Consider the following 23,477-nt stretch of genomic DNA (forward strand, 5'->3'; position numbering starts at 1 on the left):
GCTAAACTGATCGCATTATGATCCGCACAATGTTCAAGTCCAAGATCCACCGCGCAACGGTGACCCATGCCGATCTTCACTACGTCGGTTCGGTCACTGTCGACCTTGACCTGCTGGACGCGGCTGACATCCTTCCGGGCGAACTCGTCTCCATCGTTGACGTGACCAACGGCGCCCGGCTGGAGACCTACACCATCGCCGGCGAGCGCGGTTCCGGCGTGATCGGGATCAACGGCGCGGCTGCCCACCAGGTTCATGTAGGGGATGTCGTCATCCTCATCACCTATGCCGAGATGACCACCGAAGAGGCGCGCGCCTATGAGCCCAGGGTTGTCCATGTCAGCAAGGACAACAAGATCCTGCAGCTTGGAAACGACCCCGCCGAGGGCCACACCCCGGGGCTGATGCGTCCGCCGCACGCCCTGAGCAACGCCGCGCACATGAGCTAACCCGGCCAAAAGCCAACCTCGACGTCGGTACCCATCTGAGTGCCGACGTCTCGCTTTAGGTGTCCGTATGACGGAACTCTCCCGAGAAAACGCTTACTCAGTACCTGAATGTGGCTAGGCTGTTGTTCGTGACCCAACACCTCCCCGCCAGCACGCCCTCATGATCGGCGTCCTGTCCGGGTTCTTCGTGGTGTGGGCCATCATCCTGGTGGGCATGTTCGTCGGGCGTCGCGGAATCCTGGGTGAGAATGCCCGCTCGGTCCTGAGTTCGTTGACCTTCTTCGTCGCAAGCCCGGCACTGCTGTTCGAAACCCTGAGCAAGGCCAAGCTGCACGAGGTGTTTGCCGCCCCGCTGCTGGTCACCGCGGTGGGTGCCATCATCACGGGCCTGCTGTTCTTCCTGATTGTAAAGTTCTGGCTCAAGCGCACCATGCCCGAAGCCCTGATGTCATCGATGAGTGCATCACTGGCAAACTCAGCGAATCTGGGCATTCCGATTGCGGTGTTTGTCCTGGGTGACGCGAGCTATGTGGCGCCACTGCTGATCTTCCAGCTTGCCTTCTTCACACCCCTGTACTTGATGGCCCTGGATGCCAGCACGAGTACCCACCGCACCACTCCCCTGCGGTTCCTGCTCATGATTGTGAAGAACCCGATGATCGTGGGCTCGGGGCTTGGACTTCTGGTGGCAGGAACGGGTTTCCAGGTGCCCACGCTCATCCTGGAGCCGATCCACTTGATTGGCGGAGCCGCGATTCCAGCCATGCTGATGGCGTTCGGCATGAGCCTGAACGGATCGAGGCCTTTGCAGAAGGACGCCGGACGACGCCTGGACACGCTGCTGGCCAGCGGGTTCAAGCTGTTCGTGCACCCTTCAATCGCTTATGTGTTTGCCCGCTTTGCCTTGGGAATGGACGGCCACGCCCTTTTCGCCGTGGTGGTGACGGCAGCGCTCCCGACGGCCCAGAACGTGTTCGTCGCCGCCACCCGCTACCGCGCCGGCATCACCGTAGCCAAGGACACCGTGCTCATCACGACGATCGTGGCGGTGCCCGCGATGATCGCCGTGGCGCTGCTCCTCACGTAGCCCTCCCCGCCCAAGTAGGGGACAGATAACGCTCCACTCGGGCCTGGGAGGAGCGTTATCTGTCCCCTAGTTGGGCTACTCCACGTCTGCGCTGGCCAGGTAATGGTCCAGGAGCTGCGCACACCGGATGAAGCCCAGGTGCGAGTATGCCTGGGGGTGATTGCCCAGGTGCGTTTCCGAGGCAGGATCGTATTCCTCCGGAAGCAGGCCAGTAGGACCAAACAAAGCCACTAGCTGGTTGAACAGCTCCAGGGCATCGTCCAAGCGGCCAACAGCAAGGTACGCCTCGATCAGCCAGGTGGTACAGATGTGGAAGCCGCCCTCCAAGCCCGGCAGGCCGTCGTCGTACCTGTACCTGAAAACGGTGGGACCCACACGCAACTCGCGCTCAACAGCCGTCACTGTATCCAGGAACCGCTGGTCCTGGACATCCAGCAGGCCGGACAGTCCGATATGCAGGACGGCGGCGTCCAGGTCGGGGCTGTCGTAGGCCACGGTGTAGGAAGCCGCAGATGAATCCCAGCCCTCGCGGAGGACTTCCTCGCGGATCTTAGCGGCTATCGGCGACCAGTCCTCGTGTGCAACACGACCATGCAAGGCAGCGGTTCGCAACGCCCGGTCCAACGTCACCCAACACATGACCTTGGTGTACACGTGGTGCCGTGGGGGTCGGCGCGCTTCCCAGATTCCGTGGTCTGGCTCGTGCCAACGGGCAATGACGGCGTGGGCCATCTGCTCCATCAGGAACCAGTGCTCATCCGGGAGGTACCCGCGCCGCTCGCCAAGATCGTGAATCAGCTCGGCAATCGGGCCAAAGACGTCCAACTGCACCTGGTGGTCGGCCGCGTTCCCGATCCTCACCGGACGCGAACCGGCATAGCCTGGGAGGCTCTCGACGATCGCTTCCGTGGACAGCGGAGCACCGGTCACCGAGTACAGCGGGTGGAGCCACTCCGGCCCGGGCGCGGTTTCCAGGATGCGGCCAAGCCAGCGAAGGAACCCGTCGGCTTCGTCCGTGGAGCCCAAGCTCACCAAGGAATTAACGGTCATGGACCCGTCGCGCAGCCAGCAATACCGGTAGTCCCAGTTGCGCGTCCCGCCAATTCCCTCCGGCAGGGAGGTGGTTGGTGCCGCAAGGACAGCACCTGTTGGCTCGTGCACCAACGACCTCAGCACCAGCGCCGACCGTCGTACCAATGACGTCTTGATGGTGGGAAGCTGAAGCGCCCTGACCCACTCCCGGGCGGACTGCCCGACGGCGGCACGCCGGGTGGGCTCTCCAGTCGGGTCTGCGGGCGGCGGCTCAGTGTCACCGCAGCGCAGGTTCAGCACAACGGGACCATATTGCAGCGGCACTTCAGCGGTGGCGGTGGCGTACCTGCCGTCACTGGTGATCTGGAAGGCAACCCCGGGCGCCGAGAGGATGATGGGATCCGAGGTGCCCATGATGTGGACTTCCTCGCCACGGATCTCCATGCTGAACGGCGCAGTGGCATAGTCCGGGCGGGGCGCGAACACTATCCGTGCCGTGCCCGTGCCGGACAGAACACGGACCAGGCTGGTGATGCCTTCAGGCGCGGGCTCAAGATAGTCCGTCACGGTGACATCGGCCCAACGGGTCTCCACGATCATGGTGTTGTCCACATAGCGCTGGGCGAGTACTTGCGAACGCTTGACCGGCTCGATGCTGAAGTGGCCCGCCGGGTCACCGCCCAGGATATGGGCAAACAGGGACCCAGAGTCCGGCAAGGGATGGGTCATCCAGCAAACCTTGGCGTCAGGGGTGAGCAACGCCGTCGACGTGCCGTTCCCGATCATCGAATGCCGCTCCAGACCCACGGCGTCCTCGCCGAACAGCCAGGCCCGCCGCAGTTCGAACAACAAAGCCAGCACACGCGCAAAGGCTTCCGGATCCGGAATGGTGTGTGCCGCCGTCGTACTCCCGGGACCGACGTGAAGGCCAAGGTCTGGGCCGCGCAGGGTGGCGAGCGCCTTTTCGTCGCTTGCGGCATCGCCCGCGTAAAGGGCAGCGCTCACACCCAGGCGCGAGCGAAGCTGCTCCAGTGCCTGGCCCTTGGCCGGTTCCTCAACGGTAAGGTCCAGCACGGAGCCGTCGATGATGAAGTAGAGCCCGTACTCAATGGCAATCTGCTGGGAACGGAAGATGACGCGTTCCACCACTTCCGGCGTTGCGGGCCGGGTGTGGACGGCAACGCCCACCGGTTTGCGGACGATGCTGATGCCCTTCTCGAAGGCGACCGCTTCAGTCAATGCCGTGGCTACCTGCTGGAGCAGGGTTTCCGTGGCCAGGGACAGGGTGTACGCATAGCCCATGTCGAACTCAACGCCGTGGGAGCCCACCAAATGAACTTCTGCCGGCAACCTGGACACGGCAGCGAGGTCGCGCAATGACCGGCCGGAAATGATGGCCGTATGCGTATTGGGGAGTGCTGCGAGCGCACGAAGAGCCACAGCCGCACTGTCCAGCGGCAGAGTCTCGGTGGAGACGCCTTCAGCTGCACAGAGAGTGCCGCCATAGTTGCACGCCACCAGCAGACCCGGGACGCGGGCAATGGCCCTAAGCTCCGTCATCAACTGCGGTGTGATGCCCTGCTGCGCGTCCGTCCGGAGCAAGGTCCGGAGCAGGCCAAGGGGCAGCGAATTCATCAGCAGCGCAGAGTCTGCGGCTGATTGATTTAGGGGCGTGGGCATAGCGGATCCTTCCACTGCGGATAGCTATAGTCTCCGCCTGTGGAGTTTCGGCGTCATGCCTAAATCATTGCAAATGCGTAAAGCTTTCGAATTTATTCTCGATGTCTGCCCCTACGCCGTTACAAGCCCCGCAACTTCGGCAACCAGTTCCACAGATCGCAGGCGCTCGTCGGTGCCAATGCTCTGGTGGGCAACGATGAGTTCGTCTGCATCTGCGTGGTTGGCGAACTCGTCAAGGTAGTCGCGCACAACGTCCGGCGTACCGACGGCGGAGTACTTCATCATTTGCGAAATGTGCTGGCCTTGCGGGGAGTCCAGCACCATGTCCGCTTCGTCGTCGGTGAACTGTCGGCCGCCGCCAAAAAAAAGGGACACACGGGCGCGCTTCACGGCGAGGTGGATCGCCTGGGCCTCAGCATTGCTGTCCGCTGCGGTGACGTTGACCCCTGCGATCACGTGCGGTTGGGACAGCTGTTCCGAGGGCTTGAAGTCCCGGCGGTAGATGGCCACGGCATCCTGCAAGGCGGCGGGCGCGAAGTGCGAAGCGAAGGCGTAGGGCAGCCCAAGCTGTGCAGCCAGCTGTGCTCCAAACAGCGAGGAACCCAGGATGTACAGCGGCACGTTGGTGCCCTTTCCCGGGGTCGCTTCGACGCCCTGGATGCGGGTAGGTCCGGTGAGGTAGCCCTGCAGTTCCAGGACATCCTGCGGGAAAGCATCCGAGGACGTATGATCCCGGCGAAGCGCACGCATGGTGTTCTGGTCACTGCCCGGCGCACGGCCAAGTCCCAGGTCTATGCGTCCAGGGTGCAGCGTCTCCAAGGTGCCGAACTGCTCCGCAATGGTCAGCGGTGAGTGGTTCGGAAGCATGACGCCACCTGCACCAAGCCGGATGGTGTTCGTGTGCGCGGCGACGTGCGCGATCAGCACACTCGTGGCCGAGGAAGCGATGGCTGACATGTTGTGGTGCTCGGCGTACCAGACCCTGCGATAGCCCAGCTCTTCGGCCTTCTGCGCCATGGCCACGCTACCGGCGAGGCTTTCCGCCACGGTCTGGCCCTTTCCGATGGTTGCCAGGTCCAGAATGGAAAGAGGAACAGTCACGGGGAATGCCTTTCGGTACGTTTCGCGGCACCCGCACTGTTGGTTGGCGGGCACTCTAGCGACAACGACGGCGGCCCCCGGCTTATTTCTGTGAGTTGCGTCGCGCAGGGGCCTCTTCCGGTTTTCCCCAGAACGTTTGTGACCTCGTTCGACTCCTCATTAACTGCAATTACCCCCTGTATCCCAGCGTTTCAGAGTGCTTTGACCGCGTTCCCGCCCTGCTGGATAGTTGCAGCCACAAGTACGCATCAGACACCCCCGGTAGGGGAAAAATAAGGGGAAACCATGGCACGTTTTGCAGCCAAGACCGGCCTGACCGCGGCGCTGGCCGCTACGGCTCTACTGGGGCTCGCCGCCTGCTCGGATCCGGGTGCAACGGCGGCGACAGCACCGTCGTCGGGCTCTTCAAGGGCGTCCTCCAGCGCGGCCAAAGACTTCAACCTGTCGCCCGAACAGGACCGCATCAAGGTGACCGTCGACTCCGCGGCCGCGGCCCTGGTTCCCGAAGCCATCAAGGCCGATGGCAAACTGACGGTGGTCTCAACCGGCGGGACGCCGCCGCTGAGCCTGTTCGCCACGGACAACAAGACCCTGATCGGCAGCGAGGTTGACCTTGCGTACGCCATCGGCGAGAGCCTTGGCCTGCAGGTTGAGGTGCTGCCGGTGGCGTGGGCCGATTGGCCCCTCGGCATCGAATCCGGCAAGTATGAGGCCGTCCTCTCCAACGTCACAGTCACCGAAGCACGCAAGGAAAAGTTCGATTTCGCGACCTACCGCAATGACCTCCTGGGCTTCTATGCCAAGGCCGATTCGGATATTTCAGAGGTCAAAGAGGCCAAGGACGTCGCTGGCAAGCGCGTGATCGTCGGCTCCGGCACCAACCAGGAAGCCATCCTGGTGCGGTGGGACGAGGAGAACAAAAAGAACGGTCTGAAGCCGGTTGAGTTCCAGTATTACGACGACGACTCCGCCTCCCAGCTCGCCCTCCAGTCCGGACGCGCGGACCTGACGTTCGGGCCCAACGCCTCCGCTGCCTACAAGGCAGCGAAGGACGGTAAGACCAAAGAAGTGGGCACCCTCAACGGCGGCTGGCCGCTGAAGGCTGAGATCGCGTTCACCACCAAGAAGGACAACGGCCTGGCTGCGGCTGCGCAGGCGGCCATCAACCACCTCATTAAGGACGGCAGCTACGGCAAAATCCTGGACCGTTGGGGCCTGTCCTCGGAGGCCATTCCGACGTCCGAATTGAACCCGGCAGGCCTGCCCAAGAAGTAGGAACCGCTGTGGCAGGGCAGACCTGCCGACGTCGAATCCCCGCCGGACATCAACCGGCGGGGATTCTTGCGCTGGACTCTGCTAGAAGTGTGCTGGATCGGTGTTGGCCCCACAAAGAATGACCGCGACCGTCTCACCATCCTTGGGCACGTAGGCGCCGGAAATCAGGGCGGCGTAGGCTGTCGCCGCACCATGTTCCACCACCATCCGGTACTCCTCCCACAGCTTGCGGCGGGCCTGGACGATGTCTTCGTCGCTGACCAGCACGCTCTGCACGCCCGTGCGACGGGCAACACCAAATCCAATCTCGCCAATTCGCCGTGCGCCCAGGGAATCCACGGCGATACCGGAGACGGCCACATCCACCGGTTCTCCCTTGGCCATGGCCGTGTGCAGTGTGGGAACCGTCTCGGGCTCGACGCCCACCACATGGGCCCGGCCTTCAACCGCCGCGGCAATGCCACCCATCAATCCGCCGCCGCCTACAGCAACGAGGATGGTATCGACGTCGGGCAGTTCGTCCAGCAGCTCCAGGCCAACGCCGCCTGCGCCAGCCACAATCTCGGGCTGGTCATAGGCATGGCAATAGACCGCGCCGGTTTCCTCGGCAAACTTCACAGCTGCAGCGTAGGCCTCGGCGTACTCAGAGCCTCCTTGGACCACCCGTGCTCCGCTGGCGTACAACTTGTGGATCTTGGTGGCGGGCGCGGCCTCGGGAACGAAGACCGTAGCAGGGACTCCGAGCTTGGACGCTGCGTAGGCGTTGGCCAGGCCCGCATTGCCCCCGGACGCCACCACAATGCCAACCGCCGGGTCCAGTTCGCCATTCTCCCGCGCCGTCAGCAACCGGTTGAAGGCTCCCCGGGCTTTGAACGTTCCCGTGTGCTGCATGTACTCGCACTTGAACCACAGATGATACGGCTCCTGGTTGCCGCTCTCAGCCACCGGTGTATGCCGTACCCAGCCTGCCGTCCGTGAGTACGCTGCTTCTACTTCTTCGCGTGTGACCATCGTGTGCTGCACCCTTTCGTCCGTTTCATCCTATGGTTCGGGCGGGGGTGCTGGGGTCCTGGTTTACGGGGGTTTCGGCGTTCGGCGCTCAGGCCTCGGGGATCACCATAGCGAAGCGCTCCGGGCGGGCGACGTCCGGATCCGGGCCATTACGGACGCCGAGGTCCAATCCGTCGATGGCCGCGAGTTCTTCTTTACTGAGCTCGAAGTCAAAGACATCGAAGTTCTCCGCGATGCGTTGTGGGTTGGTCGACTTGGGAATGGCTGAGCGGCCTTGCTGCAAGTGCCAGCGGATCATCACCTGGGCCGGTGTCTTGGCGTGGGTCCGCGCGATCGCTGCAATAGCGGGATCTTCCATCACGTTCCGTCGGTCTCCGCCCCAGCCCGGGTAGAAAGTGATTCCGCCAATGGGTGACCAGGCCTGGGTGAGGATACCGTTTGTTGCATCCGCGTCCTGGACATCGGGCTGCGTGAAGTAAGGGTGCAGCTCGATCTGGTTTACCGCTGGCACGATGTCAGTTGAGGCGAGCAAGTCCTTGAGGTGGTGCGGCATGAAGTTGCTGACACCGATTGAGCGGACGCGCCCGTCCTCGAGTAGTCGCTCCAGCGCCTTGTACGCTTCGATGGTCTTCTCGAACCGGTCCGGGGCGGGCTGGTGCAGGATGAACATGTCCAGGTAATCGACACCGAGCTTGCCGGCTGCCTTGTCCCAGGCATGCAGTGTTTGCTCGTAGCCGTAGTCACTGACCCAGACTTTGCTCTCGATGAAAACTTCCTCCCGCCGCAAGCCTGATGCACGGATGCCCTGGCCTACCTCCCGCTCGTTGCCGTACGCGGCGGCGGTGTCGATGTGCCGGTAGCCTGTGGCCAGGGCTGTCTCGACGGCGGCGGTGGTTTCCTCGGGTGCGCTCTGGAAGACGCCCAAGCCGAGTGCCGGCATCGTGATGCCGTTATTGAGGGTTAGTTCAATAGTCATGGTGTTCACGCTATTCAGCCCTGGCCCGCTGTGGGAGTGCCCGTCATTACCCCCTTGGGCGTTCCAAGTAATACCAGGCCCTCCCTCGCTCCCTTGCTGACGGCGTAGCGTTGCTCTCATGAGTCATAGCGAGGACGTACGGAAGTTCCTGACCTCCCGGCGTGCAAGGATCAAGCCCGACGCCGCAGGATTGCCGGCCTATGGGGGCAACCGCCGCGTGGCCGGGCTGCGCCGCGAGGAAGTGGCGATGCTGGCCGGGATGAGCATCGATTACTACATTCGGCTCGAGCGAGGAAACCTTTCCGGAGCCTCGGACAGTGTCCTCGAGGCGCTGGCTCGCGCCCTGCAGCTTGACGACGCCGAGACAGCGCACCTCTTCGACCTGGCACGCGCGGCCACGGCCGCGCCGCGGGTGAGGCGGAAGCACAGCCCAAGGACGGTCCGGCCAAGCGTGCAGCGGGTCATTGATTCCATCACCGCGGCACCGGCGTGGGTTCGGAACGACCGCGGCGATGTCCTCGCTGCCAACGAACTTGGCGCAGCTCTCTACATGGACCTGATGGCCGGAGAAACCACCCCTCCAAACAGCGCACGGTTCACCTTCCTCAACCCCAAGGCACGCCAGTTCTTCGCAAATTGGGAGCGCAGCGCCGACGATATTGTTGCCGTCCTGAGGTCTACCGCCGGGAAGAATCCTTACGACAAGGACCTTACTGACCTGATCGGGGACCTCTCCACGCGCAGTGAGGAATTCCGGGTCAGGTGGGCCAGGCACGATGTGAAGTACCACCGGACGGGTCGGAAAAGACTCCACCACCCGATCGTCGGCGATCTTGACCTGAGCTTCGAAGCCCTTGAGCTGTCCGCGGACCCCGGGCTGCGGATCAACGTGTACACCGCGGATCCCGGCACACCTTCGGAAGACGCATTGAAAGTGCTCGCCAGTTGGGTGGTTACCCAGCGGATTAGCGAAGAGGCCAGCCAAGACGCCTCTCTTCAGGATTAGTGCCCATCCGGAAACAGGGCTGAACCATTTAGGCTGGGAAACGTGCCTCCCGACTTCACCTTGCGCCCGTCTTACAGTTCCGATGCCATCTGGATTGCCGAGCTTCGTGCCGTGGTAATGCGTCCGGACCTCGAACGGCTGGGTCGCTGGGATCCGGTGCGGGTCCGGGAGCGCTTCCTGACAGCCTTCCAGCCGGAGCACACCTATGTGATCCATACTGCAGGTGTGGATGCCGGGGTGATCGCAGTTCGCCAGGAGCCGGACGCCCGGTGGATTGAGCATTTCTATGTGGCTCCGGCGCATCAGGGCAAAGGGCTGGGCGGTGCTGTACTTCGGCACGTCATGGCGGCTTCCGTGGATGAGAGGCCATTCCGTTTGAACGTACTGCAGGGAAGTGCGGCACGGAACTTGTATGAGCAGCATGGTTTTGTTCTGGAATCCGAGGACCAGATCGACGTCTTCATGCTGGCGGCCGGCAACCCCTAACCAACGCAACCCCTGATCAGCGCACCCCAAATACGGTAACGTCAACACATCGACGCCAGCTTCCGGGGGGAACACAATGGGGAACGTTCAAGCGCGCACCAAACGATTTACAACGGGCTCAGCGATCGCGGTGGCCATGGCGTTGGCAGCGGGGCTGCTGGCCGCCGTAGCGCCACCCTCCGTCGCGGCGTCCCAGCCGACACCCTACATCGACGGCGTACCGTATGTCGGCGCGGAACTGCGCCGCCAGTACAACTACGACTACTCAGCTTGCAGGAATCCCGACGGCACGGGTGAGGGCATCACCCTGGAGTGGTTGAGGGACGGCGTGCCGCTTCCTGCTGAGCGGCAGGGTGAAACCCTGCCGGTCCTTCCCGAAGACCAGGGCCACCGCATTTCGATGAAGGTCTACCCGCTCACCCCGGGCCAGTCGGGTTGTCCGACGGGTTCCCAGGTGAGCCCGGAAACACTGCCCGTCAAAGCCTCCAGCAGGGCCATGGGCTGGACCGGTCGCGGCAACTTCGAACCACTCGCTCGAACCCACGATGGCCGCCTCATCCTGTATCCGCGGACTTACACCTATTACAAGGGAAGTTGCGAGGGCGCGTGCCCTACCTACTGGGGTGCGTGGGACGAGCCCGTGCAGGTTGGCCAAGGCTGGAACGTGTTCAACATCGTCTTCTCACCCGGCGACTTCGATGGTGACGGCTTCAATGACCTCCTCGGCAGGGATGCGGCAGGCAACCTCTTCCTCTACCCGGGCGATGGCGAGGGTGGCTGGCTTGATCGCCAACAGGTGGGCCAGGGTTGGAACGTTTTCAACATGATCGTCGGACCGGGTGATTTCAATGGCGATGGAACCAATGATGTCCTCGCGCGAAACCCGGCGGGAGATCTCTTCCTTTACCCCGGCGATGGCAGCGCAGGGTGGCTCGCCCCCACGAAGGTGGGCCAAGGCTGGCAGAGTATGAACAAGATCATCACTGCCGGCGACATGAACGGCGATGGCCCCGTGGAGGTCTATGCAAGGGATGGCAATGGGCGCCTCTTCCTCTACCCGGCTGATGACACTGGCGGCTGGCAGCCATCGTCCATCATCAGCGGCGGTTGGGATGTCTTCTCCGAGATTGCGGGACTCGGCAGTTTTCCGCACTCCAAGTACAACGACCTCGCGGCCATCAACGGGAACGGAGATTTGGTCACCTATTCTGCGGGAGCGTCCACCACAGTCCTCTGGGGCCCCTATGGTCCCGTAGGCCGCGGTTGGGATGTCTTCAAGGAACTCCTCTAGTTTCCTGCGTTTAGAGCGTTTGCCCCCACACCGCCAACTGCAGGCGGACAGTTGCTCGCGACTCGTCAACCCCTGCTGAACGATTTTGCTGGATCATTCCACCATCCACGCGACGGAACCCGCGTGGATTCGGGCGCCTTCCGAGCCGCCGAAGGAATGATCCAGCAAAAAATGCCGCCAACATCAGGCCGGCACCGACTCAGTGGAACGCACAGGTGTCTCAAGCCCCAGGTTTTCGCGCAGCGTGGTTCCGCGGTAGTCCGTAGGGTAGACCCCGCGTTCCTGAAGTTCAGGTACCAAGTGGTTCACGATGTCGTCCAGGCCAGTAGGGATAAGCCACGGTGAGATGTTGAACCCGTCCACTGCGCCAACGCGGGCGTACTCGGAGAGGTGGTCGGCAATGGCGGTATAGGAACCGGTAAAGGTCGCATCCACCCGCGCTGTGCGTGAGGTGACGAACTGGCGGATTGAGAGCCCCTTGTCCTTGGCCTCAGCCCGCCACTGGTCCGCGAGCTGGCGCGCCTTCGCTCCATGGAAGCCGCTGCCGCGCGTCTCCGATGTCTCCTCGACTGCCGGATCAATCTCCGGAAGCGGACCATCGGGATCGTACTCAGTGAGTTCACGGCCCCAGAACTGCTCCAGGTACGCGATGGCTTGTTGCGGCCCAATCTGGAGGCTGCGGACCCAGGCCTTCTTCTCTTGGGCTTCCTGATCGGTGGCGGCCAGGATGAACTCGCTGGCCGGCATAATCTGCACCGCGTTGGCTCCGCGGCCGGCAGCGACGGATCGCGCCACAATGTCGCGGCGGAACTCTACAGCGTCATCGAACTTTGGATGGGCGGAGAAGATCACGTCAGCTTGGCGCGCCGCGAAGTCGCGGCCATCCGGGGAGTCGCCGGCCTGGAAGAGCACGGGACGGTACTGGGCGCTGCGGGGCAACCGCGGGGTGACGTCCACCGTGTAGTGCTGGCCCTCATGAAACACAGGGCGTGCCGGCCCCGAAGAGGTCTCCCAGGAGTCCCAGATGCGTTTGGTGGTCTCAACAAATGCTTCGGCATGCTTGTACCGGTCGGCATGATCGAGGTATCCCCCGCGACGAAAATTGGCGCCGGTCCAGGCGTTGTCCGTGGTGACCACGTTCCAGGCAGCCCTTCCGCCGGAAATCAGGTCCAGGGAGGACAAACGGTGTGCAAGGTCCGCCGGATCGTTGTATGTGGTGTTCTGCGTTGCTACGAGTCCGATGTTCCTGGTGACCGCTGCCAGGGCCGCGAGCATGGTCTGCGCATCAGGCCGGCCAGCGACGTCCAAGGCATGTGGGCGGCCGAGGTGTTCGCGCAGGCGCAACCCCTCTCCGAGGAAGAACGCCGCGAACTTCCCTCGCTCGGCGGTCTGGACGATGCGGCGGAAGGATTCGAAATCGGTTTGCGAACCCGATTCCGACGCCTTCCAAATCGTGCCGGAGTTGACGCCCTGGAAGAAAATGCCGAACTGGATCTGACCCGTCGGCTGGAAAATAGCACGGTTGTGCTGTGTCATGGTGATCCCCTTTAGTTTTCCGAGCCAACGGCTGCAATGGTCGTATTCGCGTAGCGGCTCGCCGGACGTTCCAGGCCCAGCAGATCGCGGAACGTTCCATCTTGCAGAGGCGCACGCAAGGATCCACGCTGGCGGAGTTCGGGCAGCACCAGGCGGGACAATTCTTCCAAGTCCACGTCCAAGACGGCTGGGTGGAGACGGACGCCGTCGGCCTCCTTGAGGAGCGAATCGAGCACGTCAGCCAGACCAGCCGACGAACCAACAAACCGTGCCCGGCCTGCTTCCGCAGACGAACCGCTTTCCGCCGAGGAAGCGAAACGTGAAACGGCAGGCTGCCCGCGCGAGTCAAGAACGACGTCGAGCTCTGCAACAATCGCAACCGCAGCTCCAAGCCGGGCCCGCACATCGCGAACCTCGGCAACGAGCAGTTCGGGCGTCGGAGCAGACACCAGCACAGCATCCACGGAATCCACCGGAACCAAGCCTTCGCCCACCAAGGAGGCAGCGGCGAGCACAGGCAGCTGACCTTGCAACGGCCGGGGGATGATGGACGGACCCTTGACGGAGTAAGCGGGACCGGCGAAATCGGCAGGAGTTTCGAAGTCCACATAGTGCAGCTTGTCGACGTCAAGGTAGCGACCCGTGGCGACATCGCGGATCACGGCGTCGTCCTCCCATGAATCCCAGAGCCGGCGGCCAACTTCGACGGACGCAGCCGCTTCCTGCGCCAGCGCTTCGCCCCTCACATGGGAACGCCCGACGGCGGCCGCGGCCTCGGACGAGTCCGCTGCGGTGACGATCCACCCGGCGCGCCCGCCGGACACGTAGTCCAGGCTGGCAAGCTGCGTGGAGATGTGGAAGGGCTCCGTATACACAGTGTCGACTTCCGGTACCAGTGCAATGTTCCGCGTCACCGGCCCGGCAAAGGCTGCACGCTGCAGGGCGTTAACCCGCCCCGGGGCCGGCGCGTCGGCGAAGGTTGCCGCGTGGAAACCAGCGGACTCCGCTGCCAGGACGGCGGCTGCAAGGTTCTGGTACCCCGCGCCGTCGAGTTCAATGGCCAGGAACCCGGCCTTGCGTTCTTCGAAGGTGCTCACTTCTGGTCCTGCCGTTCGTAGGGAATCTTTTCGCCGGCTTCGATGGCCACGGGAAGCCGGTTTTCGGCGGGCGGCAACGGGCAGGTGGCGAGGTCGGTGTAGGCGCATGGAAGGTTGACGGCACGGTTAAAGTCCAGCTGCACGGAGCCGTCAGCCGCGGGGACCACGGAGAGCGAGCGGTTGGCCGCGTAGGTGGTCTTGCCGGAGGTCTGGTCCGTGAACAGCACAGACAGCGAACCCGGGGCGTGGCCGTTGAACGCCGTCAACGCCAATTCCTGGCCCGCGAGCTTGAAACGGATCTCGCCCGGGGCCTCGTACACATGCTGGATGCCCTCCACCGCAGCACCCACTGTGGTGGGGCGCGGTGTTTCGAACGGCACGAACGTACCGGCAACGGCAAACGACGCATTCGGTGCGTAAGCGGGCGTGCCCTGGTACTCCTGCAAGAGGGCATTCGACGGGTTCCGTGGCCGCACGATGTACTCGCCGCCGCGCTTGGCTAGCTCGATCACGGTGTCGCCGGAGGCCAGGTTGATGCCCCCGCGCTCCTCGATAGGCCCGAATTCAAGCGGCTCTGCCTTGCCTGTGTTCAGTTCAACGCCGTCCTGCTGCAGGCTTTCGCCCGGCTCCAAAACAACGCGTACGACGTCGGCTTCCACACTCCAGGTACCGGGCACACCTTCCAACCGGGTCGGGTTGCTGTTCAGCCAATGGAGATGGGTCACGGCGAGGAAGCCGTGCGGATGTGCCCGTTGGCGCTCATGGGCGGCGTGCCACTCCTGCCATTCCTCGGCAAAGGAGTCGGCGGCAGTTGAGGCGTGGGTAGCTGTTTCAGTGTGCGTAGACATGTGCGTAATCGCTCCTGTTGAAGGCGTGGTCTGCTGTGACGGTTGCTGCGGCGTCGGGTTCGGTGGCGCCGGCGAACTGGGGTCGTCCGGCGAACGGGTCTCCGGATTCCCACAACGTGGTTGGGGCTGCGGCGCGGAGGGCCGGGATGACCTCCAGTGCGAAGCGTCCCAGGATGTCGAGCTGCTGTTCGAAGGGCAGCGTGGTGGGCAAGGAGATCGACTGCAGGTCATGCTGATACAGCGAGTGGTAGCTGAGGATCTTGTCGATCACCTGCTCCGGGCTGCCCACAAGGGCGGGCCCCTCGGCCACAGCGTGCTGGATGTCCCGGAAGGGTGAGTTGTTGCCCGGAACGTTGCGGCTGGCGGTCAACGCCTCATAGACGGGTCCATACTGACGGATGGCTTCCTGCGTGGTGTCGGCGATGAACACTCCGCCGGCCCCACTGCCTGAGCCCAGATACTGGTGCCGGGGATCGTGACCGTGGCGCTGGTACTCCTCGCGGTAGTGGTCGATCAGGACCTTGTAGTTCTCCCGGGGCTGGATGGCGTTCGCGGTGAACAACGGATCGCCCCACTTGGCCGCCAGCGCCGCAGACGTAAGGGTTGTAGCCGAGCCGTGCCAAATCCGCGGCGAGCCCGCGAAGGGGCGTGGCGTCGTCGTGGTTGGTTCAACCAGAGGTGACCTGAAGCGGCCTGACCATGTGACGCTCTCCTTGCGCCACAGGGTGCGGAGCAGGGCGTACTTCTCAGCGAGCAACTCCCACTGGTCATCCAATGACAGGCCAAAGAGGGGGTACTGCAGCACCTCATTGCCTTTGCCGATCACCAGCTCCAAGCGGCCGCGGCTCAGTTGGTCGATCGTGGCGTAGTCCTCGGCCACCCGGACAGGGTCCAGGACGGACAAGACAGCGACGCCGGTATGAAGCCGGATTCGTTGAGTGACTGCGGCAATGGCGGCGAGGACCGTCGCCGGGGACGAGGAAACAAACTCACCGGCGTGGCGTTCCCCCACGGAGAAGCTGTCGAAGCCCAGTTCCTCGGCCCGGCGGGCCGTTTCCACCACCTGGTTCAGGCGGTCGGCGGTGGAGACGATCTCCCCCGTCACCGGGTTCTTCAGATGGGGAATGATGTCAAGGACCTGGAACTTCATTTGCCGGTCCCAAAACTTGCTTCTGTGACGGTCTTGGATTCGGGCAGGGCTTCTTCGGAGAGGCCCCAGCGTTCCAGTACCTTGGCGTAGGAGCCGTCCTTGATGGTGGAGTTGAGGGCATCGGTGATGGCTGGGGCCAGCCCGTTGCCCTTGAGCGTGGTGGCGGCAACGAGGGTTTCCGACGGCCAGCCGGCGTTAACCTTGCCCACTACTTTGAGGTCGTCACGGGTGTTCTCGCGGTACGTCACCGACGGGTAGGGCGCCAGGTTCAGGTCCGTGCGGCCGGAGGACAATGCCAGGATCGTATCGGCGTCGGACGAGTAGTACTGCAGCGTCGCCGGGGTTTTGCCCTTGGCCTCAAGCTCCTTGTTCCACGCCAGCAGGATCTTCTCCTGGTTGGTGCCGGAGCCCACGGAGATTTTCAGCCCGGAGATATCGTCCGAACCCTTGATGTCGTAGGTGGAGCTCTTCTTAGCCTCAAAGCCCATGTATGCAGCCCTGTAGGTGGAGAAATCGAACAGCTTCACCCGCGCGCCGTTGATGCCCACATTGGAGAACACGGCCTCAAAATCACCGGACTGGGTCTTCAACGGCCAGTTCTCCCACGAGGTCACTTGGAGGTCCAAGTCCAGGCCCAGCTTGTCCGCCACGAGTTGTGCAATGTCCACCTCCACACCGATCGGAGTTTTGTCGTCGGTCGCGTGGAAGGACAGTGGGATGGAACCCGCGGTGGTGGCAACGGTCAGCCTGCCATCCTTGGCGATGGCAGCCGGAACAGCAGAAGCCGCGGCATTATCTTTTTCGTCACGGATCCGGTTCTGGTCCACTGAGGTGTTGTAGACGACGCCGTTCTTTGCGGCTTCGCTCCCGGGTTTGGCTGCTGAAGCGCCAGGATCGGAGCATCCGGCGAGCGCAGGAAGTACGACGGCGGGCAGTACAGCAAGTGCCAGGAGTTTGGTTTGGGTGATGCGAAACATGGAGGACTTCTTCCTAGATGTTGAAAGCCGGTTCGATGACCTTGGAGAAGAAACTTCGGGTGCGTTCTTCACGGGGGTTGCCGAAGATTTCCTGGGGCGTGCCGGACTCAACGATCTGACCCTGGTCCATGAACACCACGGTGTCCGCGACGTCCCGGGCAAAACCCATCTCGTGGGTCACGATGATCAACGTGGTCCCTGACTTGGCGAGTTCGCGGATGACGTCCAAAACCTCGTTGACCAGTTCGGGGTCCAACGCTGAGGTGGGCTCGTCGAAGAGCAGGATCTTGGGGTCCAGTGCCAGTGCCCGCGCAATCGCGACCCGCTGTTGCTGGCCCCCGGAGAGCTGCCGCGGGTACGCATCGGCCCGGTCCTTAAGGCCCACCCGGTCCAGGAGTTCCAGGCCACGCTTCCTGGCATCGGCCTTGGATCGCTTTTGGGCGACAATTGGCGCCTCGATGACGTTTTCCAGGGCGGTGAGGTGCGGGAAGAGATTGAAGCTCTGGAAGACCATGCCGATGTTGGTGCGCTGCTTGAGGATGTCTTTCTCACGCAGTTCGTGGAGCTTGTTCCCGCGGACGTGGTAGCCCACCAGCTCGTTGTCGATAGTGATGAAACCGCCATCCACCTTCTCCAGGTGGTTGATGGTGCGCAGCAGCGTGGACTTTCCGGAGCCGGACGGACCCACGATCACCGCGACACCGCCTGGCGGCACGGACAAGGAGACACCCTTGAGGACTTCGGTAGTGCCGAAGGACTTTCGGACGTTCGTGATATCGACCTGCCCGCGGGTGGTGGTGTTGTCCGTGGCGGGCTTGTCCCTCAAGGCGGGCCGTGCCGCCGTCTGACTGGCCCCTGTCGGACTGGCGGAAACTGACCCAGCCAGGGCGTCAGCCTGCGTTTCGTCGGCAGCCTGGGCCGCCGTCGTGGTTTCTTTGCGCGCGGCGAGGATGCTCATCGGCTTTCCTTGGTCTGTGAGACTGCAACGTGGGTGGCGAAGAACCTGCGGGCCTTCTGCAATGGAGTGAGCGGCAGGTTCCGCAGGGCACCCTTGGAGAAGTGCCGTTCGATGTAGTACTGGAAGACACTGAGCACGGACGTGATGACGACGTACCAGAGTGTTGCGACCAGCAGCAGCGGCAGAACCTGCTGGGTCCGGTTGTAAATGACCTGGACGGTGTAGAAGAGCTCCGAGTACGCCAGGACGTAGACGATCGACGTGCCCTTGACCAGGCCGATGATCTCGTTGAAAGCATTGGGCAGGATGGCGCGCATGGCCTGTGGCAACACGATACGTGTGGAGCGCTTCCAGGCGGGAATGCCCAGTGCGGAAGCTGCCTCGAGTTGGCCTTGGTCCACCGAGAGGATGCCGCCACGAATGATCTCTGCGGAGTAGGCGGCCTGGTTGAGGGTCAGGCCCAGCACTGCTGCAGCGAACTGGCTGATCAGCGTGGTGGTCTGGGCTTCGAAGAAGCGGACATCCGTAAAGGGGATGCCCAGGCTGATCTTCTCGTAGAGGTAGCCCAGGTTGTACCAAAGGAGCAGTTGGACCAGCAGGGGCGTGGAACGGAAGATCCAGGAGAACGTCCAGGAAACCGAGACCAGCAGCGGCGACGCGGACAAGCGCATGAGGGCAAGGATGAATCCCAGGACGAATCCCAACACTCCGGAGATCGCCGTGAGCTTGAGCGTCTCCACCAGGCCATTCACCACGGACTGGGCCGTGAACCACTGCGCCACCACTCCCCACTCCCAACGCGGGTTTGTGACAAGCGACCACGCAATGGCTGCGACGCCCGCAGCCACCAGGACAGTACCCACCCATCGCCACGGATGCCGGGCAGGGACCAGTTTGTAGTCGGAGTAATCCGTGGTGGCAGGTGCAGTTTCTGCCGTGGCAGGCGGTGCGATCGCACTCATGCGCCACCTCTTTTCAGATCGGTTGTTGACTATCGGATGGCTGCCAATCTAGGTGCGCACAGGACAGCCAGCAAGGCGGAAATTTGCACTTCTTCACTGGACTTAGCGCGGGTTCACGGGACTTCACGCAACGCCATATGAGTCCGAATTTTGCGCCCGTTAACGCTGGATGACGCGCAGTGAACGGCCGTTACCAGCTCCTCGACCGGGGCGGCATCGCCTCCCTAGATTGGGCTGCACCACCCGATGTATTTTCAGGAGATTCCATGCCGTCACCAGTTCCCGCCATCGCCTTCATCGGCGGCGGCCCGCGCACGGCCGGCGTGCTGGAAAGGCTGGCAGCGAGCCGGCCCGGATTATTCGATGGGCCGCTGCACATTCACATTGTGGAGCCGTACCAGCCGGGTTCCGGGAGGATCTGGCGCTATGACCAGAGCCCGGGCCTGCTGCTGAACTCCACCGCCGCGGACGTCACCATGTTCACCGACGCGTCCGTGGCGTGCGACGGTCCTCCCGTTGAGGGCCCCGGCCTGGCCACCTGGGCAGCAGGTGTGCTGGATGGGAGCATCCGCGACGCCCCTGCGCTGGAGCCGCACTTGCTGGCGCAACTCCGTTCGCTCACACCTTCTTCATTTCCCACCCGGCAGCTCCAGAGCAAATACCTCGAATGGTTCTTCCGCCGGTCAGTCGCCGCCCTGGGGCCCGATGTCACTGTGACGGTCCACCGGGACACGGCTACAGCGGTCACGCCAGTTTCCGCTTCCGTGCACGGTCCCACGGGGTCCGACGCCGGCGCGCACCGCGTGCGGCTGGCTTCCGGCGCCGAGGTGCTGGCCGACGTCGTGGTTTACGCCCTGGGCCATACCGATTCGTTGCCGGACGACGAGTCCGCCCGCCTCAGCGATTTCGCTGCCCGCCACGGTGGGTTCCATGCGCCGCCGTCGTACACAACGGACGTGGACTACTCGGGCATCAAAGCCGGCCAGGACGTGATCGTATCCGGCATGGGGCTCGGGTTCGTGGATCTCCTGGTGCTGCTGTTCGAGGGCCGCGGCGGGCGCTTCGAGGAAGTAGCCGACGGCGAACTTAAGTACGTGCCCTCCGGCGCCGAACCGAGCCTCTGGGTAGGTTCACGACGCGGCGTGCCTTACCACTCCAAGATTTCCTCCGTTGTGCGCGGCGAGCCGTTCAGCCGGCCGCGGTACTTCACCGCCGAGGCAGTTGATGCGTTGTTGGCGAACCATCAGGAACTGGACTTCCGCTCACAGCTGTGGCCGCTGATCGCCAAGGATGCCGGCTATGCCTACTATCGGGAGCTGTTCACCGGCTACCCAGCGCGTGTGTCAGGCAACTGGGAGGAGTTCGAAGCCCGGTTCGATGCAGTCGACTGGTACAGCAGTGCCCGGGAAGAGCTGGTTGCCTTCTCCATCCCTGATGCCGCGCTGCGGCTGGACCTGGAGGCCTTGGACCACCCCCTGAGCGGTTGCGCGTTCGCGGACCATGAGGCGGTGCAGCGTTCGGTGGCCGCGTACATCCAACACGATCTCGCCCTCCGAACCAGCCCGGACCATTCCGAAACGCTCGCGCTCTTCACCGCATTGTTGTTCGTCTACATGGACCTTGGCCGGCTGGTCCCGCAGGAGCGGCTCAATGCACAGTCGCAACAAGCGATCCACGGCTGGTGGCACGGCTTCTTCAGCTTCGTGGATTCCGGGCCGCCGTCACACCGTCTCCGTGAAATGCTCGCGCTGCACCGCGCCGGGTTCCTGAAGTTCCTGGGGCCGGGAATGTGGGTTCGCACCGACGAATCAACGGGCCGGTTTGTAGCCGGCTCATTCCAGTCACCCGTGGTGGTGGATGCGTCCGCGTACATCGAAGCACGGTTGCCCTCAGCGTCCGTGGAACGTTCGGCGAATCCCGCTTTGGCAGACCTGTACGACGCCGGATGGGGCACCGAGCAGAGGCTGCTCACCTCGGAGGGTCCACACTCCACGGGCAAACTCCTGGTCTCCGGGAATCACCAGGTCCTGACCCCTGTTGGTACAGCACAGAAGACTTTGTTTGCAGTGGGACCGTGGACGTCCGGTTGGGGCGCGGGAGCGTTTGCCCGCCCCAATACCAATGCGGCACCTTTCCGGGAGAACGATGCCCTGGCCCGGCAGATCCTGACGACCGTTGCTGCTGCCCGCCCAACTGAGTCGCAGTTAAGCGCGTTCTGACCGCCCAAAACGCGCTTAATTGCTACTTACTTGGGCTCCACCTACGAAAGGCCTGACATGACCACAACGCCAACCCTGCCGACGTCGGGCCTTTCCGTCCTGAGCCTGCCCATGCGCGATCCCCGCGTTCGTCCCCTCCTGGACGAACTCGCCGTCGAATATGACACGCGGTACGGGACACTCTTCGGCACCGGGGGTGCTGCGGAGGAATTGAACCGGTACCCGGCCGAGGAATTCGCCGCGCCCCACGGAGCACTGATCATCATCCAGGAGAACGGCGAATCCGTGGCTGGCGGCGCGTTCCGGCGTTACGACGAGCACACCGCAGAGCTCAAGAGGATCTGGACCCACTCTGCGCATCGTCGTCGCGGCCTGGCACGGCGGGTGCTCACAGAGTTGGAGAATGAAGCACGACGCCGCGGCTACAGGAAGCTCTACCTCACCACCGGTCCACGCCAGCCGGAGGCCAAGAATCTGTACCTCGCCACGGGCTATAAGGCGCTCTTCGACCTCGCCGCCGACCCCGAAGACATCAAGCATTTGGCCTTCAGTAAGGATCTTGCCCGGCCCAGCTAAGCTATGCGCATGGCCAACAAACCCACCGCAACAACTGCTGAAAAACTTGCCACCATCCAGCAGGGGTACGCCCTGGAAGGTGCCACCATCGAGCTGGGCGCCGCGATCGTCGATGGTGAAATTCACAAAGAGGCCCAGGTCCGGCTCCCTCTGGCCATGATGAACCGGCACGGCCTGGTGGCCGGCGCCACCGGTACTGGCAAAACGGTCACGCTGCACATGATTGCCGAACAGCTCTCGACGGCGGGTGTTCCGGTTTTCCTCGCGGACATCAAGGGAGATCTTTCCGGACTGGCCACGGCGGCAACGGGCAGCGAAAAATTGAGCGCACGAACTGAAGCCCTCGGGCAGCAGTGGCAGGGAAAGAACTTCCCTGTTGAATTCCTGAGCCTGGGCGGTGACGGCAATGGAATCCCGATCCGCGCCACCATCACCTCGTTCGGGCCCATCCTGCTCTCACGCATCATGGACCTCAACGACACCCAGGAATCCAGTCTTCAGCTGATCTTCCACTTTGCGGACAAGAACAAGCTGGAACTGATCGACCTCAAAGACCTCCGGGCCGTGATCCAGTTCCTCACCTCGGACGAGGGCAAGGAACAGCTGGAGGACCTTGGCGGACTCTCCAAAGCCACAGCTGGCGTCATCCTGCGGGAACTCGTCACCCTTGAGGCGCAGGGCATGGAGAAGTTCTTCGGCGAACCGGAGTTCGATACCGCCGAGCTCCTCCGCACAGCCCCCGACGGCCGGGGCGTGATCAGCTGCCTTGAGCTGCCCACCCTGCAGACCAAGCCCCTGCTGTTCTCCACGTTCCTCATGTGGCTCCTGGCGGACCTTTTCGAGGACCTCCCCGAAGCCGGCGACCTCGACAAGCCCAAACTGGTGTTCTTCCTGGACGAGGCACACCTGCTGTTCAGCGACGCCTCCAAAGCCTTCCTTGAGGCCATCACCACCACGGTCCGGCTCATCCGTTCCAAAGGCGTAGGCATATTTTTCGTCACCCAGACACCCAAGGACGTCCCCGCTGATGTCCTGGGCCAACTCGCCAACCGTGTGCAGCACGCCTTGCGAGCGTTCACGCCGGAGGACGCGAAGGCCCTCAAAGCCACGGTTTCCACATTCCCGGTCAGCGATTACGACCTCGAAGAGACGCTCACCTCCGCCGGCATCGGTGAGGCCGTCATTACCGTGATGAACGAAAAAGGCGCGCCCACACCTGTTGCCCTCACCCGGCTCCGTGCCCCCGAATCCGTGATGGGCCCCAGCGCCGATGACCTGATCCGCAGCACCGTGGCTTCGTCCTCCCTTCTGGTCAAGTACGGGACGGCTGTAGACAACGTGTCCGCCTACGAGAAACTCGCTGGCAACGCCGCGCCCTCCACCGGCGACGCCGCACCGGGCTTGCCACCGGTTCCAGGCAACGCTTCAGGTTCTGGCGCTTCAGGTTCTGGCGCTTCGGGGGGTACGCCCTACGACATCGACGCCGAAGCGCGGCGCATCGAGGAAGAGATCCTCGGCCGCCCGAGTTCCCGTCCGGCGCCTGCACCCTCCTCGTTTCCTGCGCCGGCTCCCGCGCCCCAGCAGGCGCCGCAACAGTCATCCCAGCAGGACGGCGGCATGTTCGGCGACCTCGCCGGGGCACTCGGCGGAGCCTTGGGCGGCGGGCTGAAGAGCATGGTCCGCTCCATGGGGACACAGCTTGGCCGCGACCTCATGCGCGGCGTTTTCGGTACCTCCTCGCGGCGCCGCCGCTAGCCGTT

General features: G+C 63.2%; 20 protein-coding genes. 9 read left to right on the top strand and 11 right to left on the bottom strand.

All coding sequences use genetic code 11. The features are described from left to right. The first annotated feature begins 17 nt into the window (after positions 1–17). Both panD and AC1DD7_RS04985 read left to right on the top strand, forming a co-directional pair. A complete protein-coding gene (panD, locus tag AC1DD7_RS04980) occupies positions 18–449 on the top strand; it encodes an aspartate 1-decarboxylase (protein WP_431116915.1) in 432 nt (143 codons plus the stop codon). A gap of 160 nt (positions 450–609) precedes the next feature. After that, positions 610–1,536, top strand: coding sequence for an AEC family transporter (locus tag AC1DD7_RS04985; protein ID WP_477514053.1), 927 nt, complete (start codon positions 610–612; stop codon positions 1,534–1,536). Positions 1,537–1,611: 75 nt separating this feature from the next. Here AC1DD7_RS04985 and AC1DD7_RS04990 read toward each other — a convergent pair whose 3' ends face one another. Further along, on the bottom strand, positions 1,612–4,248 hold the full coding sequence (locus tag AC1DD7_RS04990; protein ID WP_477514054.1) for a trehalase-like domain-containing protein: 2,637 nt from the start codon (positions 4,246–4,248) through the stop codon (positions 1,612–1,614). Positions 4,249–4,359: 111 nt separating this feature from the next. Then, on the bottom strand, positions 4,360–5,349 hold the full coding sequence (locus AC1DD7_RS04995; protein WP_477514055.1) for an LLM class flavin-dependent oxidoreductase: 990 nt from the start codon (positions 5,347–5,349) through the stop codon (positions 4,360–4,362). A gap of 285 nt (positions 5,350–5,634) precedes the next feature. Between AC1DD7_RS04995 and AC1DD7_RS05000 the strand changes: the two genes are divergently transcribed. Continuing rightward, a complete protein-coding gene (locus AC1DD7_RS05000) occupies positions 5,635–6,624 on the top strand; it encodes an ABC transporter substrate-binding protein (protein WP_477514056.1) in 990 nt (329 codons plus the stop codon). A gap of 81 nt (positions 6,625–6,705) precedes the next feature. Here the strand turns inward: AC1DD7_RS05000 and AC1DD7_RS05005 are convergent, their stop codons facing one another. Together AC1DD7_RS05005 and AC1DD7_RS05010 are read right to left on the bottom strand one after the other, a co-directional pair. Continuing rightward, entirely contained in the window at positions 6,706–7,635 is a 930-nt protein-coding gene (locus AC1DD7_RS05005; RefSeq protein ID WP_477514057.1) for a threonine/serine dehydratase, read from the bottom strand. Positions 7,636–7,723: 88 nt separating this feature from the next. Further along, positions 7,724–8,605, bottom strand: coding sequence for an aldo/keto reductase (locus tag AC1DD7_RS05010; RefSeq protein WP_477514089.1), 882 nt, complete (start codon positions 8,603–8,605; stop codon positions 7,724–7,726). Positions 8,606–8,729: 124 nt separating this feature from the next. Between AC1DD7_RS05010 and AC1DD7_RS05015 the strand changes: the two genes are divergently transcribed. From AC1DD7_RS05015 to AC1DD7_RS05025, 3 genes are all read left to right on the top strand, one after another. Further along, positions 8,730–9,617, top strand: a complete 888-nt coding sequence (locus AC1DD7_RS05015) for a helix-turn-helix transcriptional regulator (RefSeq protein WP_477514058.1) — start codon at positions 8,730–8,732, stop codon at positions 9,615–9,617. A 42-nt stretch (positions 9,618–9,659) separates the two neighbouring features. Beyond that, complete coding sequence (locus tag AC1DD7_RS05020; protein WP_477514059.1) at positions 9,660–10,103, top strand: GNAT family N-acetyltransferase; 444 nt, start codon at positions 9,660–9,662, stop codon at positions 10,101–10,103. A 76-nt stretch (positions 10,104–10,179) separates the two neighbouring features. Next, on the top strand, positions 10,180–11,394 hold the full coding sequence (locus AC1DD7_RS05025; protein WP_477514060.1) for an FG-GAP repeat domain-containing protein: 1,215 nt from the start codon (positions 10,180–10,182) through the stop codon (positions 11,392–11,394). Between the two features lie 183 nt (positions 11,395–11,577). Here AC1DD7_RS05025 and AC1DD7_RS05030 read toward each other — a convergent pair whose 3' ends face one another. From AC1DD7_RS05030 to AC1DD7_RS05060, 7 genes are read right to left on the bottom strand one after another with little or no spacing between them, the layout of a single operon-like run. Then, a complete protein-coding gene (locus AC1DD7_RS05030) occupies positions 11,578–12,930 on the bottom strand; it encodes an NtaA/DmoA family FMN-dependent monooxygenase (protein WP_477514061.1) in 1,353 nt (450 codons plus the stop codon). An 11-nt stretch (positions 12,931–12,941) separates the two neighbouring features. Further along, entirely contained in the window at positions 12,942–14,027 is a 1,086-nt protein-coding gene (locus tag AC1DD7_RS05035; RefSeq protein ID WP_477514062.1) for an LLM class flavin-dependent oxidoreductase, read from the bottom strand. Next, the gene (locus AC1DD7_RS05040) at positions 14,024–14,875 is read right to left on the bottom strand and encodes a DUF1684 domain-containing protein (RefSeq protein WP_477514063.1); all 852 of its coding nucleotides are present in this window, start codon (positions 14,873–14,875) and stop codon (positions 14,024–14,026) included. The genes AC1DD7_RS05035 and AC1DD7_RS05040 overlap by 4 nt, the downstream gene beginning before the upstream one ends. Then, the gene (locus AC1DD7_RS05045) at positions 14,859–16,025 is read right to left on the bottom strand and encodes an LLM class flavin-dependent oxidoreductase (protein ID WP_477514064.1); all 1,167 of its coding nucleotides are present in this window, start codon (positions 16,023–16,025) and stop codon (positions 14,859–14,861) included. The genes AC1DD7_RS05040 and AC1DD7_RS05045 overlap by 17 nt, the downstream gene beginning before the upstream one ends. Then, the gene (locus tag AC1DD7_RS05050; RefSeq protein WP_477514065.1) at positions 16,022–17,002 is read right to left on the bottom strand and encodes an ABC transporter substrate-binding protein; all 981 of its coding nucleotides are present in this window, start codon (positions 17,000–17,002) and stop codon (positions 16,022–16,024) included. Before AC1DD7_RS05050 ends, AC1DD7_RS05045 begins: the two co-directional genes overlap by 4 nt. Before the next feature lie 13 nt (positions 17,003–17,015). Then, entirely contained in the window at positions 17,016–17,960 is a 945-nt protein-coding gene (locus AC1DD7_RS05055; protein WP_477514066.1) for an amino acid ABC transporter ATP-binding protein, read from the bottom strand. Further along, the gene (locus AC1DD7_RS05060) at positions 17,957–18,922 is read right to left on the bottom strand and encodes an amino acid ABC transporter permease (protein ID WP_477514067.1); all 966 of its coding nucleotides are present in this window, start codon (positions 18,920–18,922) and stop codon (positions 17,957–17,959) included. Before AC1DD7_RS05060 ends, AC1DD7_RS05055 begins: the two co-directional genes overlap by 4 nt. A 266-nt stretch (positions 18,923–19,188) precedes the next feature. Here AC1DD7_RS05060 and AC1DD7_RS05065 point away from each other — a divergent pair, with 266 nt between their 5' ends. The 3 genes from AC1DD7_RS05065 to AC1DD7_RS05075 are packed head-to-tail and all read left to right on the top strand — an operon-like array spanning position 19,189 to position 23,472. Then, on the top strand, positions 19,189–21,141 hold the full coding sequence (locus tag AC1DD7_RS05065) for an FAD/NAD(P)-binding protein (RefSeq protein ID WP_477514068.1): 1,953 nt from the start codon (positions 19,189–19,191) through the stop codon (positions 21,139–21,141). Between the two features lie 57 nt (positions 21,142–21,198). Continuing rightward, positions 21,199–21,717, top strand: a complete 519-nt coding sequence (locus tag AC1DD7_RS05070; RefSeq protein ID WP_477514069.1) for a GNAT family N-acetyltransferase — start codon at positions 21,199–21,201, stop codon at positions 21,715–21,717. A gap of 3 nt (positions 21,718–21,720) precedes the next feature. Further along, entirely contained in the window at positions 21,721–23,472 is a 1,752-nt protein-coding gene (locus AC1DD7_RS05075; protein ID WP_477514070.1) for a helicase HerA-like domain-containing protein, read from the top strand. Positions 23,473–23,477: the final 5 nt, after the last annotated feature.

The organism is Paenarthrobacter sp. 10L412 (assembly GCF_056395565.1).

Excerpts from the sequence above, each read along its gene's own strand:
- panD (WP_431116915.1), top strand. The coding sequence starts at position 18 with ATGATCCGCACAATGTTCAAGTCCAAGATCCACCGCGCAACGGTGACC.
- AC1DD7_RS04985 (WP_477514053.1), top strand. The coding sequence starts at position 610 with ATGATCGGCGTCCTGTCCGGGTTCTTCGTGGTGTGGGCCATCATCCTG.
- AC1DD7_RS04990 (WP_477514054.1), bottom strand. The coding sequence starts at position 4,248 with ATGCCCACGCCCCTAAATCAATCAGCCGCAGACTCTGCGCTGCTGATG.
- AC1DD7_RS05000 (WP_477514056.1), top strand. The coding sequence starts at position 5,635 with ATGGCACGTTTTGCAGCCAAGACCGGCCTGACCGCGGCGCTGGCCGCT.
- AC1DD7_RS05005 (WP_477514057.1), bottom strand. The coding sequence starts at position 7,635 with ATGGTCACACGCGAAGAAGTAGAAGCAGCGTACTCACGGACGGCAGGC.
- AC1DD7_RS05015 (WP_477514058.1), top strand. The coding sequence starts at position 8,730 with ATGAGTCATAGCGAGGACGTACGGAAGTTCCTGACCTCCCGGCGTGCA.
- AC1DD7_RS05025 (WP_477514060.1), top strand. The coding sequence starts at position 10,180 with ATGGGGAACGTTCAAGCGCGCACCAAACGATTTACAACGGGCTCAGCG.
- AC1DD7_RS05030 (WP_477514061.1), bottom strand. The coding sequence starts at position 12,930 with ATGACACAGCACAACCGTGCTATTTTCCAGCCGACGGGTCAGATCCAG.
- AC1DD7_RS05040 (WP_477514063.1), bottom strand. The coding sequence starts at position 14,875 with ATGTCTACGCACACTGAAACAGCTACCCACGCCTCAACTGCCGCCGAC.
- AC1DD7_RS05045 (WP_477514064.1), bottom strand. The coding sequence starts at position 16,025 with ATGAAGTTCCAGGTCCTTGACATCATTCCCCATCTGAAGAACCCGGTG.
- AC1DD7_RS05050 (WP_477514065.1), bottom strand. The coding sequence starts at position 17,002 with ATGTTTCGCATCACCCAAACCAAACTCCTGGCACTTGCTGTACTGCCC.
- AC1DD7_RS05055 (WP_477514066.1), bottom strand. The coding sequence starts at position 17,960 with ATGAGCATCCTCGCCGCGCGCAAAGAAACCACGACGGCGGCCCAGGCT.
- AC1DD7_RS05060 (WP_477514067.1), bottom strand. The coding sequence starts at position 18,922 with ATGAGTGCGATCGCACCGCCTGCCACGGCAGAAACTGCACCTGCCACC.
- AC1DD7_RS05065 (WP_477514068.1), top strand. The coding sequence starts at position 19,189 with ATGCCGTCACCAGTTCCCGCCATCGCCTTCATCGGCGGCGGCCCGCGC.
- AC1DD7_RS05070 (WP_477514069.1), top strand. The coding sequence starts at position 21,199 with ATGACCACAACGCCAACCCTGCCGACGTCGGGCCTTTCCGTCCTGAGC.
- AC1DD7_RS05075 (WP_477514070.1), top strand. The coding sequence starts at position 21,721 with ATGCGCATGGCCAACAAACCCACCGCAACAACTGCTGAAAAACTTGCC.